The organism is Bacillus sp. bc15 (assembly GCF_900142585.1).
Classification (GTDB): Bacteria; Bacillota; Bacilli; order Bacillales; family Bacillaceae_G; genus Bacillus_A; species Bacillus_A cereus.
The window spans coordinates 947,179-964,797 of record NZ_FRBJ01000001.1 but is presented as its reverse complement, the minus strand read 5'-3'; the positions used below and the strand labels follow the sequence as shown (position 1 = coordinate 964,797).

The following is a 17,619-nucleotide window of genomic DNA, read 5'->3' as shown; positions in this document are numbered from 1 at the left end:
CCACTCCTTTTTATTTTTAGATTACTTTTGTCTTATCGCTCCGCGTCTTCGTTCATAACAAGGTCTATGCATTCCCATTAACTCTTTAATTTCACGAGTACTTAATTTCTCTTTTGGTTTTGTTTTATTTTTCTTCTTTCCTTGCTTGGATTGCTTTTTCCATTCGCATAATTGGGCTTTTAGTGCCTTCATATTTCCCCATCTCCCTTTTCAAAATAAAAAGGACACCTATTCCTAAAACAACTTTAACTGCTGCCTTAATGAATTGGCGTCCTCTAGTTTTCTAGCCGGACTGTATTCTACTTGCGTTCACTTTCTATTCAAAGGATTATTTTTTTGGGTTTTATTAAATAAACCAGTCTCTTAATACATCTAAGAAACTGAAAAAATTCACACTAGCGGCCCTTTATATGGAATACGTGGCATATTAATGAAATCATACGTCACAATATCTTCTATATTTGCCAGATAGGCATGTAAGCTTTCAATTAACATAAGATTAGGTATACTTTCTTTTTCTTTTATCAAAATAATAGGCTTTTGGAATGCATATGCGTAACCAAGTTCAAAAGCCGTGCCACTATCTACACATCCATTCACAAAATCATGAATTGCCACTACTACATCCGCTCTTCTTAAATATTTTAAATCATTATGAAAAACTACAGTTCTCCACTCCGTAGATCCAAAAGTTAAATGTTCATGTTGATAAAACCTAGCTGAAAAAATATCTGCAACAAAAGGATTGTTACCAAGCGCATTTTCTAGTCTCTTTATCCTGTTAATTTGTTCATCATTAAAAAATGGACCTGCTATAAATACCCTAACTACCCTGGTATTCTTTTTTTCATACCACCTATACCTCCTTTCGCCCTTATAAACTTTAAATATTCCGTGTATTACAAAGATATTATCGTTTATTTTAAAATTATGAATATCTATCCCTTGAATAAAACCCAATATTCTGTCAATAATGCAAACACATGATTATCTTTCTCCGATTTCCTTATTTGAGTAGTTAGCTTTTGCTAGCTGCTCTTTTATTTGCGAACACTTTAGACAAGATTTCATACAATATATCCAGTCCTTTCTTATAATTTGAGCTCGTCACTTTCGTTATAAAAGTAGGGTTATGTCCTATAACTTTTTTCAGGAATCATCCATATGTTATATCTGAAAAAGTGGCTCTGCTTTATAAAAAGGTGGTTGCGGAAACTACCGCCTTTTTATTTATGACAAAATGAAATTTTTATTCAGTTTCTTCTAATTCATGTATACATGCCATACATAACTCACTAACTTCATCGATCCAATCCGTTTCCTCTAAACAGTTACTGCAGCGTTTCATTCTACTTCATCCTCCAATACCGTGACAGTTATATAATTTCTAGCATTCTTTCGGTTTGCTATTCTCCTTTGATACGCTGGTCTTGTATAAAAACGAACTGTCGCAGGAAGTACGCCCATATAATTAGCGCATTTCTGTATAGTTCCGATACATAACAATGATTCACGTTTATAAACGACGTACTCCTTTAAGTTCATTTCTAAGTCCCCTTTTCTAATAAAATAGCGTTTTTGTTTAGTTTCACTCTAAAAGTAAAATTTTCATTTTTTCATTCAATCAAGTTCATAAAATATTCTTTTCCCCCGATAAAATAATGATTAGGTGTCCCACGCGCATTTTATCCACTGGAAATAATACCTTTCACGTACTTACGTATTAGAAACTTCATTTCTGCTTCTTCTCCACTAGCAATTTTGTTCACTTTTTTGATACATTTATGAAACATTCACATGTTATCTTCAATATGTTCTATTCTTTTTGAAAAACCATGTGAGAATACCAAAATAAGAAGCCCTAGAGCCCTAACTCTAGGGCTTCTTGTTTTCAAATAAGGATTTTGCTAAAAAACTACACATTTATTAAGAACATGCATAAAATATAATGTGGTATTCTTTTTCAATATTAATGTTTATCCGAGAGCGCCTTGAATGGCGCTCTTTAATTTCCAAATAACATTTTTAGATAATTACGAGAGCGGATTTTATTATGTTGTACAAGCACTACTTCACTTTATTAAATAGACTATATAGATATTTAAAAGAAGGGAGCTTTAAATTCATATGGCTGATTACTTTTATAAAGATGGTAAAAAATATTATAAAAACCAATCACATTCCAACAATCAAAAAAATAACTGTTTTATTGAAACTCATACGATAGCTGGTTCTGCAGAAAATGAAAATGGAAATATACCTGTTTCAGTTTTTCTTGAAACCACCGCTCCACAAACTGTATTTGAGGATTTTACAAACAATCATAACAAAACATTAATTCAGTTATTCGTTGTCGGTATGAGTGCACCCGTTCAAGTAACTATTCTAACAAGAAGATCTAGCGTACCAATTACTACTACATTACAACCTGTTCAAACAAAAATATTTCAAGTTGAAGATTTTCAAAGTCTTACTCTTACAAAGCAGGAAGGCTCTACTAGTGTAGTTAGTTTATTTGTTCAAAAAACATTTTGTATATGCTGTAACGATAATAACGATTCATGTGATGAATATTACCAAGAATGTAATTGATAGATTAAATCACCAGAAAAACCCTTTATATAAAGGGTTCTTTTCCTTTTACTCCCCTCATTTTCCCGTTTTTTATTAAAATAACGATTTTATTATGTTTCCTAACTTACAGTAATGTCCTTAAAAAACATTCATATATATTTATCAGATGCACTTTTAAATCCCAGAGTATCAAATACTTTTAAGAGTTGACTGACCAATAATATTCGAATTATCTTTAAAAACTTATTAAAAATAACTTAGATACAAAAAAGCTACGTTTTATATAGGATAAAAAATTATTTTAAGTAAAGGAGCTTGATTATTTGTGAATTATCAAAATGATAACAACTCTAACATTCACAAACCTTGTTCTTGTCCATCTCCCACGGCTAACAGTTTAAATGTTGTTCAAACTACCCCATCAATAGTTTCTGTAAACTCTGCGATTCCACTAGATACCGTGGTAAATTCTAATGGTACGGCAATCTCATTCACACCACCAACAACTGTTTTACTTGAAGGTGGAAGAACCTATTTGGCAATCTATGAAGTGCAAGTTATTATTCAACCAGGAGGTAATTCGGCAGGTATAACTATGTATCTGAATAATAATCCTATCATTGGCTCAGGTACTTCTCTAGGATATACTGCAGGATTCACTTCTGTATCAGCACCCGCAATTTTCACTACACCTCCAGGTATAACAAGTACTCTTACTGTTAATGTAGGACCATATTCTAATACATTGAATACGTTGGGCTTAACTCTTGCTGTTGTAGCATTAACATAATAAAATGTAAAACTCTCTAAAATGATTTTATTTGTCCCTTAACTGTCTATTGGGCTAGCCTCTAAGAACTCCCCATAACTACATATAGAAAAAGTACATTATTTGGTTCGATAGTACTAGGTGACTCGGCTAGCACAATTGCTGAGTCACCTATTTATCTATAACAAAATAAAGCATTTGTTTAATTTATTACTTGTTCTTTTTAATGCATTATTCTATTACAATTCATTTTCATGTTATAATTACCAACAGTACATATTTTAATAGGCACAACAAATCTCATAAATATAGGAGGACCTTAATGATCCTAACTCAAGAAAAGAACATAAAATTAATTATGCATTTTCTTACATTATTATCTTTTTTATTCTTATTTTCTTTAGTGTCACAATTTTTTATATACCTTTGGTTTTCTATTTTGTATATAAATCACAAAACATTCGGAAAAATATTCTTGAAGCTGTTTTTTTTCAACTATTCATTTGGATAATTACAGTGATTTGGAATCTTTTCATAATAAGAATCTTAATGCTATTTTGGTCTAATTTAGACTTGGCTTCAAATAACGCTTTGATTATTTTCGGGGTAGCTTCTTTATATCTAATACTGTTTCTCTTGTTAATTTTTGGACCTATAAAAGGAATTTTATATGTGCTACAAGAAAAAGACTTTCATTATCCTATTATTTCTAAATGGATTAACAAATAAAAATACGTGTAGAAGAATTCAGAGTTTCACTGAATTCTTTTTTTATGGATCTTTTAAAATCTTTTACATCTTCCTTCATTCCTTCTTTTTAATAAACTTCAACTTTTATTACAATAACGCTTTTTTAAAATACAATCGTTTTTCTATAAACTTTGTAACCTTCATTTCCTTTCCTATGATTACAATTTCCTACTAGCAACCAAGTATTGGCTATCCCCCCCATATGAACACCTCAATTTTATTGGCATATACTTTGAAGGAAAAAACATTTCAATTAAACATATACCTACAAATTCAGTTGCTAATAATTTACCAAAAATTACTTAACATTTAATTTTTTAAAGGAGGTATTTATGAGATATAATCGAAAATCAAATTCGTGTGATAAATTTCAGCAACCCTGCTTTGTTTCTATATCCCCTTGTGATCAAAGTAATTGCTGTACACCTGTTTTTTTCTCGAATGCTCAACAACAAGAATTATTGCAAATAATAAATCAATTAAATCAAGCCATCCTTTCTTTTTTCACAACACCAAATCCAACAACTATACAAATACTCCAATCAGCATTACAGGCATTAAATGATTTATTAATAGCAGTACAACCAAATACACCAAATAGAAATTTAGTTATAAGAACTATAAATCAATTAATTAATTCTTTACCTACCGCATCTCTCACTCAAATCTCAGCATTATTCCAATTTCTATTCCAAAGCTTGTCTTCACTTATAAGTTGTTCAAATATATCGGACCCCTTATTACAGCAAACATTCAACTTAATTTTACAAGGAATCTTAAATAGTTCGCTATTAAGTAACATCGGAACACCGGGGCCGACTGGAGCCACTGGACCTAGAGGATTTCCTGGACCTAGAGGCGCTCAGGGTTCTCAAGGTGTGCAAGGAATTCAGGGGCCGGAAGGACCAGAAGGACCGGAAGGACCTCAAGGTGTGCAAGGGATTCAGGGACCGGAAGGGCCTGAAGGGCCTCAAGGACCTCAAGGTGTAGAAGGAATTCAGGGGCCTGAAGGACCAGAAGGACCGGAAGGACCTCAAGGTGTACAAGGGATTCAAGGACCACCAGGACCACCTGGGCCTACTGGTTCAGGGACCGGAATGGGAATTCCTGGACCACCGGGACCTACTGGGCCTCAGGGTATCCAAGGGATTCAAGGACCGGAAGGACCGGAAGGGCCCACTGGACCTCAGGGTGTACAAGGAATTCAAGGGCCGGAAGGACCACCAGGAGCCACTGGACTTCAGGGTGTGCAAGGAATTCAAGGGCCTGAAGGACCACCAGGAGCCACTGGACCTCAAGGTGTGCAAGGAATCCAAGGGCCTGAAGGACCACCGGGACCTACCGGAGATTGTGATTGTCCACCGGGACCTACTGGACCGACCGGACCTACTGGGCCAACCGGACCTGCATGTAATTTCCTAGTATATGCTACAAATGCAGGACTCATAGATGACCCTACAAATGATACAGTATCTGTAATTAACACCGGAACAAATATAGTAGTTGATACAATTACTGTAGGTAATGCACCACTTGAAGTAACGGTTTCACCAAATGGAGCTCGTGCCTATGTTACTAATATTTTTTCTGATACCGTTTCCGTTATTGATACTGCTACGAATACTGTTATCGCTACCATTCCCGTTGGAACTGATCCAATCGGTGTAGCTGTTTCTCCAGATAACACAACTGTTTATGTTGGAAATCATGGTAATAATACTGTTTCTGTTATTAATGCAGCTACCAATGCAGTTATCACTACCATTCCTGTTGGCCTCGCTCCACAAGGAATCACTGTTTCACCAAATGGGACCTTTGCATATGTTGCAAACGAATTAAGCAACACAATTTCTGTTATTAATACTGCTACCAATGCAGTTATCGCTACCATTCCTGTCGGTATTCGTCCTAGAATAATCGTCTTCACACTAGATGGTACTCGTGCTTATGTCACAAATCAAAACAGCAATACTGTTTCTGTTATTAACACCGCTACCAATGCAGTTATTAATACAATTAACGTAGGTACCGAACCTGTTGGTATAGATATTACACCGGGTGGAAATCTTATTTACGTTGTAAATAAAGTTAGCAATAATGTATCTGTAATAAATGTGGCGACAAATACTGTGATTGATACAATTTCTGTTGGTTTATCCCCTGATCAAGTAACTATCATACCTGATGGCACTCGAGCATATGTTACAAATCAAGCTAGTAATACTGTTTCCGTTATTGATATTGCTACGAATACTGTTATCACTAATATCCCAGTAGGTGTCGCTCCAACCGGAATAGCTACTGGAACTATTTGTGAATAAAATAAAGAAATGAAAGCCACAGATAGTTTTTATTAACATTGATAGTATGTGATATTCTTTCTTTAACTACGTTCAAACAACCAGGATAAACCTCTATATTCTGTTAATATTCTTTTCTGTTTTGTCTTACAGAACCTGCGAGCCGCTAGCTGTTGTTAGCTGCTCTCTTTCTATAAAATCCAAATCAAATACCAATCAATTTACTGAAATTGATTTTTTTTTGGAATTACATGATAATATTTACCTATAAAATCATTACCCTTATACAAAGAGCTATGAGCCTTTCCACTCATGGCTCTTTTTTATTACGATTTTCACTTCACATCTACACGATCAACTTTACCGTTTATCCAAACCGCGACTTGCTCACCAAATCCACTCATTGGTGGATTGACTACTGTTACATTTCCGCCCTTCACTATTAAAAGTTTGTTGCTACCAACATCAATTTCTACTTTTTTCAAATATCCATCTCCCTTTTACTACCGCATGTACTCGACAACATCAGTTTTAAAGCCACTTCCCAAATAAACCCTTACTGGAATTACTACACGACCTAGCTCGTCCACTTTTCTTGCAACACCTGTTTTTTCATAGCTTACTCTCCTTTAGTATTTTTATATTTATTTAGAATCTCATCCAAACGTTTCTAATTACGAATGGTTTCTGCTTATCAAGATTTAAATTTAATTAATTGTAATAAATCGGTTGGGGGTTTATACAGAAATGCTTTCAGGGAAATTTTTATAAAGAAATAAAAAATGCAGCAGTGAAAAAAATTAAAACTCATAATTTAAGACATACACACGCAACTATACTATTGAAACAAGGAGTTAACCCTAAAATTATCAGTGAGAGATTAGGTCATACTGACATTTCATTAACTCTTAGTATTTATTCTCATGTTTTACCGAACATACAGGAAGAAGGAGTAAAAAATTTTGGTAAAAGTATCATTGGATAGTTAACGTTTGCAAACTGTTTGTATTTTATAACAAAAAGCCAAACAAATCTTGTATTAACAAGGTTTATTCACTTTAACATATGTTATCATGTATAATACATATGTTAAGTAAATTCAGAATAACGAGGCAAATATTATGGACTTTGTTTATATTAATCAAAACGTATTAAATAATCTTCTATACATTTTGTGTAGCATATTTGTTTTTTATTTCATATATGATAGCAGGCATTATTTGAAAAAATACAAAATATTACTGATTACCCTTTGTTCTAGTATCCCGCTTATTTTATGTATGCGATACCCTATCTATATGGATGAAAGTTGTATTCATGATTTAAGACAAATTCCGGTCATAATAGGTACGCTTTATGGTGGATTCCCTGTCGGTATCATATTGTTTACAATTTTATTAATTACAAGATTTATATTTTATGGCTTTAATATGCTGACAGTCGTTGTTTACGGAATAATGTTCATCGTTACAGCACTCGCATCTTCAAAATTTAATACATATAATAGAAAGCTTAAAGTAGCTTTTTCCATGTTTTTAACCTTTTTCCTAGCAATATTTACAACTGTAATTGTATTAACTTTATCAGATTTTGAAGTGAATAATTTGTATATTATTTATTTCATGGTATTACCGACTACTTTAATGTTATTTATTGTTTATATAAATGAAGTTATAAAAGATGCTGTATTAATGCGCTCAAAATTAATTAAAATGGAAAAAATGGAGATTGTTAGCCAACTCGCTGCAAGTATATCGCACGAAGTAAGGAATCCTTTAACGGTTGTAAAAGGATTTACACAGCTTTTAAAAACACCAAATTTAACTCCTGAATCAAGAGACGAATATATTAAACATATACTTGAAGAGTTAAATCGTGCCCAAGAAATTATCGATGATTACTTAACGTTTGCCAAACCTGCTCCAGAAAAATTAGATCAAATTTCAGTAAAGCAAGAGTTAAATCGAGTTATTAATATGATATTGCCATTGTGTAATATGAATACGATACATATTACACAGGATTTTTCTGAGGCAACCATTGTTGGTAATAAACAGCACTTTCAACAATGTTTTTTAAACTTAATAAAAAACAGTATTGAAGCAATGCCTAATGGTGGTACCTTAAATATTTCCTCATCTATCAATAATAGTAAAGTTGAAATACGAATTGAAGATAGCGGAGTTGGAATGTCACAGGAGCAAATACATCGATTCGGTGAACCGTATTTTAGTACAAAAACAAAAGGAACTGGTTTAGGTACGATGGTTGCTGTTAAGATTATTGAGACGATGCATGGAAGTTTAAATATCCGAAGTATCATTAGTAAAGGAACGACTTTAACAATTACGTTCCCGAAATATAGTAAGAATACGCATTTAAACAAATAAAAAAGGAGCATAGTTGCTCCTTTTTTATTTGTTTCGATACATAAGTATCTTCAATGTTTTTTTAGTTTACATTTGTGAAGACTAATTAAAAATTAGTATCCTCCGCCCCAGCAGCTGCATCCTACAATTATTAATAGAATGAATAACACAACTAATAAAGCGAAACCTCCACCAAAACCACAAGAACCACCGTAACTCATATTTTCTCCTCCTTTTGGTTTGAAAACTAATAGGTAGTTGATCATTTTAACTGGTTCGTATTATACATTATGTGTATATCCCTTTTTTGAGCATGTCTACATAAAAATAAGTAAAAGCACTCGTTTAAAGAGTGCTTTAAAATGGATACCAAAAGTTTTGAAATACGTTTAATTTTAAATATACCGCAACAATAAATATGAAAATACCGGCAAATAAAGCGATGAAATCTTCACGTTTCGCCTTACTTGTATAAAACCATGTACGTTTATCCTTCTTTCCAAATCCTCTTAAATCCATTGCATTTGAAACCGTATCTATTCTTTCTAGAGAATGAATGATTAGCGGCCAGAAAATTAAAACACGGTTCTTCATACGAACCCATAACCTTGCTTCTCCTTTTTCAAAAGCCACTCCTCTCGCTTCTTGCGCGTGTTTAATAATTTTATACTCAGACTGGATGTCAGGAATATAACGTAGTGCAATATTTATTGCATAAGTAATCTTATAATGAATACCAAGTTTACTTAAGTTACTTACAAATTCACTTGGATCTGTCGTGTAAATAAAAAGAAGTGTAAATGGTAACAACGTAAAATACTTTAATGAAAGTGTAGCTGCATAAAATAATGTTTCATATGTAATCGTTACATATCCAACATGTAAAAACGCGGTATATGATTCAGTTAATTCAGATCCATGAGTTGGTGTAATCAATAAAATCATGACAGAGTTTAATAAACTAAATGTAAATATGACACTAAAAACAATTAAAATTTTAGGAAATGGAATTTTAGCAATGCTGAGCCCGATACACCCAATAATAAATAATATTAGCAACACCCGAAAATCAAAAAACAAAAAAGTAAGCGTCATACAAAAAATAAATAAAAACAATTTCACTACCCCATCCATACGATGAAAATATGTACTATGCACCTTCCTCCCTCCTATTACTATCTAAATAAAGCTCCATAAATTTTTCTGGACATGCAATCCCACTAAATTTAACAAGCTTGGTTAAAGAACTCTCTCTTAAGTTGGCTCTTTGTAACGTTTCTTGATCGCCTAATACATCAAACACTGTATTATCCGCAATAATTTTCCCTTCATGTAGAACTACTGCACGGTCTGTATATTCTAGCGCGAGATTCATATCGTGAGTGATAAAAACAAATGAAATTCCCTTTTTAGCTAGGTTTTTAATAAAAGACATAAATTGTTTATAGTGATAATAATCTTGTCCCGCTGTTGGTTCATCTAATATGATAAGTTTAGGATTTGTTGTTAATACAGATGCGATTGTTAATCTCTTTTTTTGCCCATAGCTTAGTGCTTGAATTGGCCAATTACGAAATGGATATAAACCACAAATTTTTAAAGTTCCTTCTACTCTATTCTTAATTTCTTCCTTAGAAAAATTATGTAATGTTAATGTAAATGAAACTTCTTCAAAAACAGTAGGCTGTGTAATCATATGATTTGGATTTTGCATCACGTAAGATATGATTTCCCCACGTTTACGAATAGACCAAGAACTAATATCTTCACCTTTTAACAAGATTTTCCCATTTTTCATTTTGTTTATGCCTATAAGACTATGAGCTAATGTTGATTTCCCTGCTCCATTATGCCCTAACAGTGCCACAATTTCTCCTTCATATATTGAAAGGTTTACATTTTCTAATACTTTTTGTTTATTAGGGTATGAAAATGATAAATTCGCCACTTTAAGTAATTCCTTGTTTTTAGTATTACCTTTTAATATGACTTGTTTCTCCATCCACTCTTTTAGAACGTTGCCTACCTTTTCTTTTTGAAGGTTTTCCATTGGATATATTACGTCATTATTACTATCAAAATGTAATCTCTTTAATGCTTCGATGTAAATAGGCTCTCTTAAGCCGATACGTGGTAATATATTTGACGCTAAGATTTCTTTTGGTGTTCCTATCGCAATGACTTTACCTTCATCAATTAATATAACTTTGTCTAAATCCAGGTTTAAAATTTCTTCTATTCTATGTTCAATAATAACAATCGTTTTATTATATTGTTCATGTATATCTTTCATAAGTTTTATCGTATGTAAGGCACTTAGTGGATCTAAATTAGCTAACGGTTCATCGAACAATAATATATCCGCATTTGTTGTTAATAAACCCGCTAGAGAAACTGTTTGCTTTTGACCTCCTGATAATTCATGTGGACTTTGTTTATGAAACGTATGCATCTTCACCTTTCTTAATGAGTCCGAAACAATCTTTTTCATGTCATCTTGCTTTACACATTCATTTTCTAAATAAAAAGCTACATCTTCTTCTACTGTCAGACCAATAAACTGAGCATCTTGATCTTGCAAAATTGTTCCTACCTGTTTACTTTGTTCAAAAATACTTCCTTCCCTCGGGTCTTTACCGGCAATTAAAACGTTACCTGTACTAGTCCCTTCGTAAGAAAATGGGATTAGCCCATTGATACAATGAGCTAATGTCGACTTTCCTGAACCACTTCGTCCAGCAATTAGCACCTTTTCCCCAGGGTATATATGAAAGGTAATATCACTTAAAGTAGGCTGCGCAGCATGCCCATATTGAAAGGTGAATTGTTCAAAAGAAATAATTGGTTTCATGTTAACATCCCTACTTTTCAATTTTTAAATGTGTATGTTTCTTATTAGATTTTGCCAAGCCAATTGTAAGTGGCAATCCAACTACTAAGAAAACGATAACATCGGAAATTGTTGCTCCTAATACTTGTATAACAATTTTGTCAAATGGTTCTCCCATCACAATAATATCGAATGCCCCAGCAAATATAATAGCAATGACAATACCAACTAATCCAGTAATTGCTAAATAAGAAATATGCCCCTTGTTAAACGACCCGTTTTTCACACTAAAACCAACTCTTTTTTGAATAAGACCCATCGAAAAACCAATAATCCCTGAACTAATAACCCAGCCCCACCAAATCCCCCATCCAGCAATCGTATCTGTTACGGTATGACCGATAAGTCCGATTAAGAGTCCTGCCACTGGACCAAATAATGCTCCAAAAACAGTTAATATAGCTAATGCTGGTTTAATAAATGTATTCGGTGCAATAGAAAATCCCCAAAGTCCTAATATCCCGTATAATGCTGCTCCAATACCGATTGCTACTACTAACTTTGTTGATAATTTGTTCATGACAATTCCCCTCTCATATTAGTCAACTTTTATTACTCTATATTTAATTTAAAAATGAATTATGCATCGACACTCCCTTTCTATACAACCAAAAAATGACCTCTTACATAAGAGGTCATTTTCTTTCACGTTCAAGAATCCTCTTATCTTTCAAAAAACACATCGTGTCCTCTGCGGAATTAGCACCTTCCTATAAAATTACATAGGGGTTGCTGAGGTTTCTTAGGGCCGTTCCCTCCACCTCTCTGGATAAGTATTAATTTGTAATTCGTATTATGGCACTAAAGAATGTAAATTTCAACACTTTTCTTACTATTTTTATTTTTTGTTAAATAGATCATTTAAATCATTGTATTCTTATCGGAATTATTAAATAATAAATTCAAAATCGTTTCGGGAGGAATGCATTATGAAAGTTATTGGTTTGATTGGAGGATTAAGTTGGGAATCTACATCATTATACTATAAACATATTAATACACTTACACTCTCTCAATACGATCAAAATGCAAAGTTAGTTTTATATAGTATGGATTTTGGTGAAGTAACTACTTTATTACAAAACCATCAATATGAAGAAGTGAAAAATGAACTAGTTACAGTTGCAAAGAAAGTTGAAAAATCTGGGGCTGAATGTTTATTAATGTGTTCAAATACTGTACATCTATTTGCCGAGGAGGTAGAACAAGCAATATCTATCCCGCTTCTTCACATTGGTGATGTAAGTGCTAAAGAAATGGTAGAACAGAATATAAAACGTATCGGACTATTAGGAACAAAACAAACGATGGAGCAAGATTTCTATAAATCACGATTAGCGAAATATAACATTAAGACAATTATCCCAAATGAAGAGGAAAGAACCTTTATCCACCATGTCATATTAGATGAATTAAGTAGAGGGATCATTTCAGAAACATCTAAAGAAAAGTTATTGCAAATTACAAAATCATTAATTCAAAACGGCGCTGAAGGTATATTATTAGGCTGTACTGAAATACCTTTACTCATCTCCCAAAATGATCTTACTGTTCCCGTTTTTGATACTGCTTTTTTACATGCAAATACTGCTGTGCAATTTGCTGGATAAGAATATACAAGCATAAAGGTGAGAACCTCTATGCTTGTATACAGTTACGACTATTTATCCCGCTATTTATGGGTAGTAAAATCCCTACCGATTAAAGTTTTACTTTATTTAAAAGAGATTCAATAACTGCAATTGCTTCTTTTGAACCACCACATTCTAAAAAGCTATCATTAAGTTTTCTTATACCATGTTTATACTTTTCATTTGAAAGAACATCTGTTACGGCCTCTTTTAAAGTGTGCACATTAACATGTTCTTTCAATAGTCTATGTGCCGCTTCAAGCTCAGTTAGTCTTTGCGCTATCATAGGCTGGTCTTTATCATGCGGTATTATTACAAATGGGACATTATAATGAATGGCATCGTGTACGCTATTCATACCGCCATGTGTAATAAAAACATCTGCTTCATTTAATATTTCTGATTGAGGTACGTATGGAGCAATTATAAAATTATCTGGTGCTTTCTTAATTTTAGAAATATCATTTCTATCACCAATTGCCATTACAACTATCCCATCAAAATCTGAAAAAGTATCAATACAAGTATTAAAGAATGGTTCGAGTCCTTCAAGCAGTGTTCCCATTGAAATATAAATAACTTTCTTTTCTTTAAGTGATTCCAGTGGAAACTTTATATTTGTTTTACGCTTTGAAATACTCGGTCCAATAAAAATGTTATTTTCCCCGAACGATTCGCTATTAGGTTGGAAATAACAACTTGTGTATACGAGACAAACATCACCCTTATTATTCATAAATTGAAGATTATTCTTTGGTTTTACTCCAAATTTATGTTCCATCTGATTTAGTAATTTTTCAGAGATTTCCTCTGGTTGGAATGGCATATCTGCATTTGGATGAAAAGGTAATGTCTTCAAAAATTCTGGCGGAATTAAAAATATAGGTGAGGACACTACACCTGGAACTTGTAAATACTCCTTTACTAACTCTCCTGCGCCAAATATATCATAAATTACGAAATCAAAATTTATACTTTCACATAATTGTTTCGTAATTTCTAATATATATAAAGAAGTTTGAACATGCACATGAAAGAAAGCATTTAACCCAGATGAGGTTTCAGCATCAATAGAAATCTCTTTTAATAGATCCGGATGAGTATGTACAGTAGCTCCTAAATCTTCAATTCTATCCTTAAAGTTTGCCGTTGTAATATAATGTACATTATCCCCTCGTTCAGTAAAGGCTTTTACTAAATTTAATGTAGGGTTTACATGCCCCTCTGCTGGAAAATTAACTACTAAAATATTTAGCACTTATTTCTCACTCCTTACATTTCATTGTTTTAATTAAGCATACTGTTATTTGTACAAGTAATCTTCCCCTAATAGCCCTAATATGCTTGTTACATTATGTTGATAAATAATTTTCAGTCATCAACATAAAAAAAGCATCTACCTATGTAGATGCCTAACCGTGATAAGGAGTGTTCTGTGAGGTTAGAACAAGCTTTTCTGCTTGTCCTATGCTATCAATATATGATTTATTTTATAAAATGTGAATCGTTAATAGAATTATTTTATCCATTTTATATGATCAAATGGATAAAATACCATTTCTACCTTACCTATTATATTTGACTCATCAATAAGTCCAAGTGTATTCCTACTATCTTTACTATGATTACGATTATCACCTAACACAAATAATTTATGCGTAGGAACTTTTATTTCTCTAAAATTTGAAAAACGATTGGATACTTGTAACATATCTAAATGTATATACGACTCATCACGCTTTTTACCGTTAATATATACCTCATCCTCTTTTAATTGTATATTATCCCCCGATAATCCAATAATTCGTTTCACATAGTAAGTAGGCTCGTCTTCTTTTTTTATGATGACAACATCCCCATGCTGAAAAGACGATAAACAGACGTTTACCTTATTAACAAGTATATAATCTTTTTCATTTAAAGTAGGTTGCATCGAAATTCCTTCTACCATACAAAATAAAAATGACTTATTAATAAAAATAACCCCTATTATAATTAAGATGTAGCTACATATGTTCCTCCAATATTTTAGAATAAACAGCTTCATATATACCTCATTTCTAATCTATTCCCAGATAAAAACGCCTCTAGTTCACATGAATGCTAGAGACGTTTCGTCCATTTTAATTCTCTTTAGAGTTATCTGTTTTTGGCGCTTCACCAGTTAATCGCTTATTTTTCAAATCAAAATAAGCATCTAAAACTTCTTTTCCAATATCGGAGTTAATGCCCGATTTATCATTTTCAACCCACGGTACTACAACAGAAAATGCTACTTCTGGATCATCATATGGCGCATATCCAGCTAATGTTAAGTTATAACATTCTCTACGGTCGCCTTTCGCATTTCGCCCAATATCATTTTCTCCACCATATACAGTTTGTGCGGTCCCTGTTTTACCAGCTGGTTTATATGGCGCTTTTTGGAACGCTCTTACTCCCGTTCCATCTCCTTCTTGAAATACTTTTCTAAATCCTTCTTTTACTTGATTAATATATTCTTGTTTCATATCGATTCTATTTAAAACAATGGGTTCTATTGATTGTACTACTTTACCAACCTCATCTTTTTGAACGGTTTGTTCTCTAATCTCTTGAACAATTTGTGGTTTCATTCGATACCCTCCATTTGCGATAGTCGAAATATATTGTGCAAGCTGAAGTGGTGTATATGTATCATATTGTCCAATAGAATAATCTAATAAGAAACCAGGCTGATTATCTTTTCTTCCAATTTGTCCTGCAGTTTCATTCGGTAAATCAATACCAGTTTGTACGCCTAGTCCAAATTGCCTGAAATAATATCTCATTTTATCAAAATATTCTTGTTTAATATCTAGTGAACTATTTTTCACATAATCCACACCAGCAATTTTTAATGCTATATTAAACATATAAACGTTTGAAGAAACTTGTAACGCTCTTAGATCGTCTATATCACCAAAATTTTTCCAAGACTTCTTTTCCTTAGTTCCTTTAAACTTCATAGGTGCATCATAAAAATGTGTCCCAGGAGTTATTGCATTTGTTTCAAACCCTGTTAACACTGTCGCACCTTTAACCGTTGATCCAAGCTCATATGAACTTGTCAGCGTGCCTAAAGCATAATCTTCTACTTCCATTTTCCCATCTTTTTCTACAAGCCTTTTCCCAGCCATTGATAATACTTGGCCATTTTTAGGATTCATCATCACTACGAAAGCACGGTCTAACATTGATTCTGATCCTTTATATTGTTTTAATATTTTTTCTATGCTCTCCTCTACTTTTTTTTGCAATTCCATATCTATTGTTAAAGTTAAATTTTTACCGCTTTTTCCTTCCGAAACCGTTTCCGTTCTAATAGTATTTCCTTGTTTATCAGCAATGCTTCTTACTTCTTTTTTTGTACCATGAAGTACATCTTCGTATTGCTGTTCGATATAACTTTTGCCGACCCTATCATTTCGGCTATAATCACGCACTAAATAATAATCTAATCGTTCACGTGGCAATCCTTCATCAGCATTTGAAACGTTACCAAGGACAGAACGGAATAATCCATCATTTACATAGATTCTCTCCCAATCAACTGATGCGTCTACTCCTGGAAGGTTCGCTAAATTTTCACTAATCACCGCATATTCCTGTTCACTAACGTCCTTTTTAATAATTTGAGGTGCCATTTGAAAACCTGAGGTCATTTTACTTTTAATAGCTAACACTTCTATATCTTTAGCCGTTAGTTCTTGAAGATTTTTATCTGTAACGCGTTTCCTTTTTAAATCTTCTATTTTTTTGTCTAGCTCTTTTCCGGTAATATCCTTATCTCGGAACTTATCTATTTCTTTTTTTGATACTAAGTCTTGAGCAAGTTCTGGATTTAATTGCATCCAAAAGTCTTTCTTATCAGTCTCAGTTAACTTATCTATATCTTCTTGTGGCATTTCAATAATATCTGCAAGTTGTCTTGCTGATTTTAATATTTCTTCTTGTTTTACACCTTTCACCTTTGTATATGTAATCGTACGTAAAGACTTATTATCAACTACTGGATTTCCTTCACGATCAAATATTTTCCCACGTGGTACAGAAAGGCCCACGGTTGCATTTTCTCTCTTCTCTACTTCATTTTTATATGTTTCTCCATCAAAAATTTGCACTTTCCCTAACTGAATAATAATGCCAGAAAATAATAAAAATACACAAAGGAATAAAATATTTAACCGGAGAGGTACTACTCTACCACTTTTCTTCTCTTGCTTTTTCACTTTGTCATAATCTCCTCCTTACAATATTTCAAATAATAATCACATTTCTATATTAAAAGTAATGTACAATTTCTATACATTGCTTT

General features: G+C 32.9%; 16 protein-coding genes, 2 pseudogenes and 1 riboswitch. Of the genes and pseudogenes, 7 read left to right on the top strand and 11 right to left on the bottom strand.

Annotated features, from left to right (window positions below; translation table 11 throughout):
* Positions 1-21: 21 nt before the first annotated feature.
* From BUA87_RS31200 to BUA87_RS04760, 3 genes are all read right to left on the bottom strand, one after another.
* A complete protein-coding gene (locus BUA87_RS31200; protein ID WP_000645522.1) occupies positions 22-192 on the bottom strand; it encodes a hypothetical protein in 171 nt (56 codons plus the stop codon).
* A gap of 198 nt (positions 193-390) precedes the next feature.
* A complete protein-coding gene (locus BUA87_RS04765; RefSeq protein ID WP_097946260.1) occupies positions 391-891 on the bottom strand; it encodes a nucleoside 2-deoxyribosyltransferase in 501 nt (166 codons plus the stop codon).
* Positions 892-1,344: 453 nt separating this feature from the next.
* Positions 1,345-1,545: a hypothetical protein gene (locus BUA87_RS04760; protein WP_001049408.1), complete on the bottom strand. Its 201-nt coding sequence runs from the start codon at positions 1,543-1,545 to the stop codon at positions 1,345-1,347.
* A 582-nt stretch (positions 1,546-2,127) separates the two neighbouring features.
* Between BUA87_RS04760 and BUA87_RS04755 the strand changes: the two genes are divergently transcribed.
* The 4 genes and pseudogenes from BUA87_RS04755 to BUA87_RS04740 all read left to right on the top strand — a co-directional run bounded on the left by BUA87_RS04755 (position 2,128) and on the right by BUA87_RS04740 (position 6,414).
* Positions 2,128-2,592 (top strand): hypothetical protein, encoded by a 465-nt coding sequence (locus BUA87_RS04755; RefSeq protein WP_000796393.1) that lies wholly within the window; start codon positions 2,128-2,130, stop codon positions 2,590-2,592.
* Between the two features lie 307 nt (positions 2,593-2,899).
* Entirely contained in the window at positions 2,900-3,364 is a 465-nt protein-coding gene (locus BUA87_RS04750; protein WP_001109242.1) for a hypothetical protein, read from the top strand.
* A gap of 301 nt (positions 3,365-3,665) precedes the next feature.
* A pseudogene (locus BUA87_RS31655) lies at positions 3,666-4,072 on the top strand (DUF4870 domain-containing protein).
* A 353-nt stretch (positions 4,073-4,425) separates the two neighbouring features.
* Complete coding sequence (locus tag BUA87_RS04740; RefSeq protein ID WP_072938575.1) at positions 4,426-6,414, top strand: YVTN family beta-propeller repeat protein; 1,989 nt, start codon at positions 4,426-4,428, stop codon at positions 6,412-6,414.
* A 314-nt stretch (positions 6,415-6,728) separates the two neighbouring features.
* On the opposite strand, the gene BUA87_RS04735 is transcribed toward BUA87_RS04740, so the two are convergent.
* Positions 6,729-6,878 carry a DUF3954 domain-containing protein gene (locus BUA87_RS04735; RefSeq protein WP_000754941.1) on the bottom strand — a complete coding sequence of 50 codons (150 nt, stop codon included), beginning with the start codon at positions 6,876-6,878 and terminating at the stop codon, positions 6,729-6,731.
* 168 nt (positions 6,879-7,046) lie between these two features.
* Between BUA87_RS04735 and BUA87_RS32105 the strand changes: the two are divergent.
* Together BUA87_RS32105 and BUA87_RS04725 are read left to right on the top strand one after the other, a co-directional pair.
* Positions 7,047-7,378 (top strand): annotated as a pseudogene (locus BUA87_RS32105) (tyrosine-type recombinase/integrase); the annotation flags it as partial.
* A 136-nt stretch (positions 7,379-7,514) separates the two neighbouring features.
* Entirely contained in the window at positions 7,515-8,783 is a 1,269-nt protein-coding gene (locus tag BUA87_RS04725) for a sensor histidine kinase (protein ID WP_072938573.1), read from the top strand.
* Between the two features lie 92 nt (positions 8,784-8,875).
* Here the strand turns inward: BUA87_RS04725 and BUA87_RS04720 are convergent, their stop codons facing one another.
* The 4 genes from BUA87_RS04720 to BUA87_RS04705 form a co-directional block, all read right to left on the bottom strand.
* The gene (locus BUA87_RS04720; protein ID WP_000120182.1) at positions 8,876-8,983 is read right to left on the bottom strand and encodes a YjcZ family sporulation protein; all 108 of its coding nucleotides are present in this window, start codon (positions 8,981-8,983) and stop codon (positions 8,876-8,878) included.
* Positions 8,984-9,119: 136 nt separating this feature from the next.
* Complete coding sequence (locus BUA87_RS04715; protein ID WP_072938570.1) at positions 9,120-9,920, bottom strand: energy-coupling factor transporter transmembrane component T family protein; 801 nt, start codon at positions 9,918-9,920, stop codon at positions 9,120-9,122.
* Positions 9,913-11,613: an ABC transporter ATP-binding protein gene (locus BUA87_RS04710; protein ID WP_000802560.1), complete on the bottom strand. Its 1,701-nt coding sequence runs from the start codon at positions 11,611-11,613 to the stop codon at positions 9,913-9,915. The genes BUA87_RS04715 and BUA87_RS04710 overlap by 8 nt, the downstream gene beginning before the upstream one ends.
* A gap of 10 nt (positions 11,614-11,623) precedes the next feature.
* Positions 11,624-12,172: an ECF-type riboflavin transporter substrate-binding protein gene (locus tag BUA87_RS04705; RefSeq protein WP_001038211.1), complete on the bottom strand. Its 549-nt coding sequence runs from the start codon at positions 12,170-12,172 to the stop codon at positions 11,624-11,626.
* Positions 12,173-12,312: 140 nt separating this feature from the next.
* Positions 12,313-12,428: riboswitch (SAM riboswitch) on the bottom strand.
* A gap of 153 nt (positions 12,429-12,581) precedes the next feature.
* On the opposite strand from BUA87_RS04705, the gene BUA87_RS04700 reads away from it, so the two are divergent.
* On the top strand, positions 12,582-13,262 hold the full coding sequence (locus BUA87_RS04700) for an aspartate/glutamate racemase family protein (protein WP_000864396.1): 681 nt from the start codon (positions 12,582-12,584) through the stop codon (positions 13,260-13,262).
* A 91-nt stretch (positions 13,263-13,353) separates the two neighbouring features.
* Here the strand turns inward: BUA87_RS04700 and BUA87_RS04695 are convergent, their stop codons facing one another.
* The 3 genes from BUA87_RS04695 to BUA87_RS04685 all read right to left on the bottom strand — a co-directional run bounded on the left by BUA87_RS04695 (position 13,354) and on the right by BUA87_RS04685 (position 17,533).
* Positions 13,354-14,541, bottom strand: a complete 1,188-nt coding sequence (locus tag BUA87_RS04695; protein ID WP_000932146.1) for a macrolide family glycosyltransferase — start codon at positions 14,539-14,541, stop codon at positions 13,354-13,356.
* A 258-nt stretch (positions 14,542-14,799) separates the two neighbouring features.
* Positions 14,800-15,330, bottom strand: a complete 531-nt coding sequence (lepB, locus tag BUA87_RS04690) for a signal peptidase I (protein ID WP_002094036.1) — start codon at positions 15,328-15,330, stop codon at positions 14,800-14,802.
* Positions 15,331-15,406: 76 nt separating this feature from the next.
* Positions 15,407-17,533 (bottom strand): peptidoglycan D,D-transpeptidase FtsI family protein, encoded by a 2,127-nt coding sequence (locus tag BUA87_RS04685; protein ID WP_000743770.1) that lies wholly within the window; start codon positions 17,531-17,533, stop codon positions 15,407-15,409.
* Between the last annotated feature and the right edge of the window lie 86 nt (positions 17,534-17,619).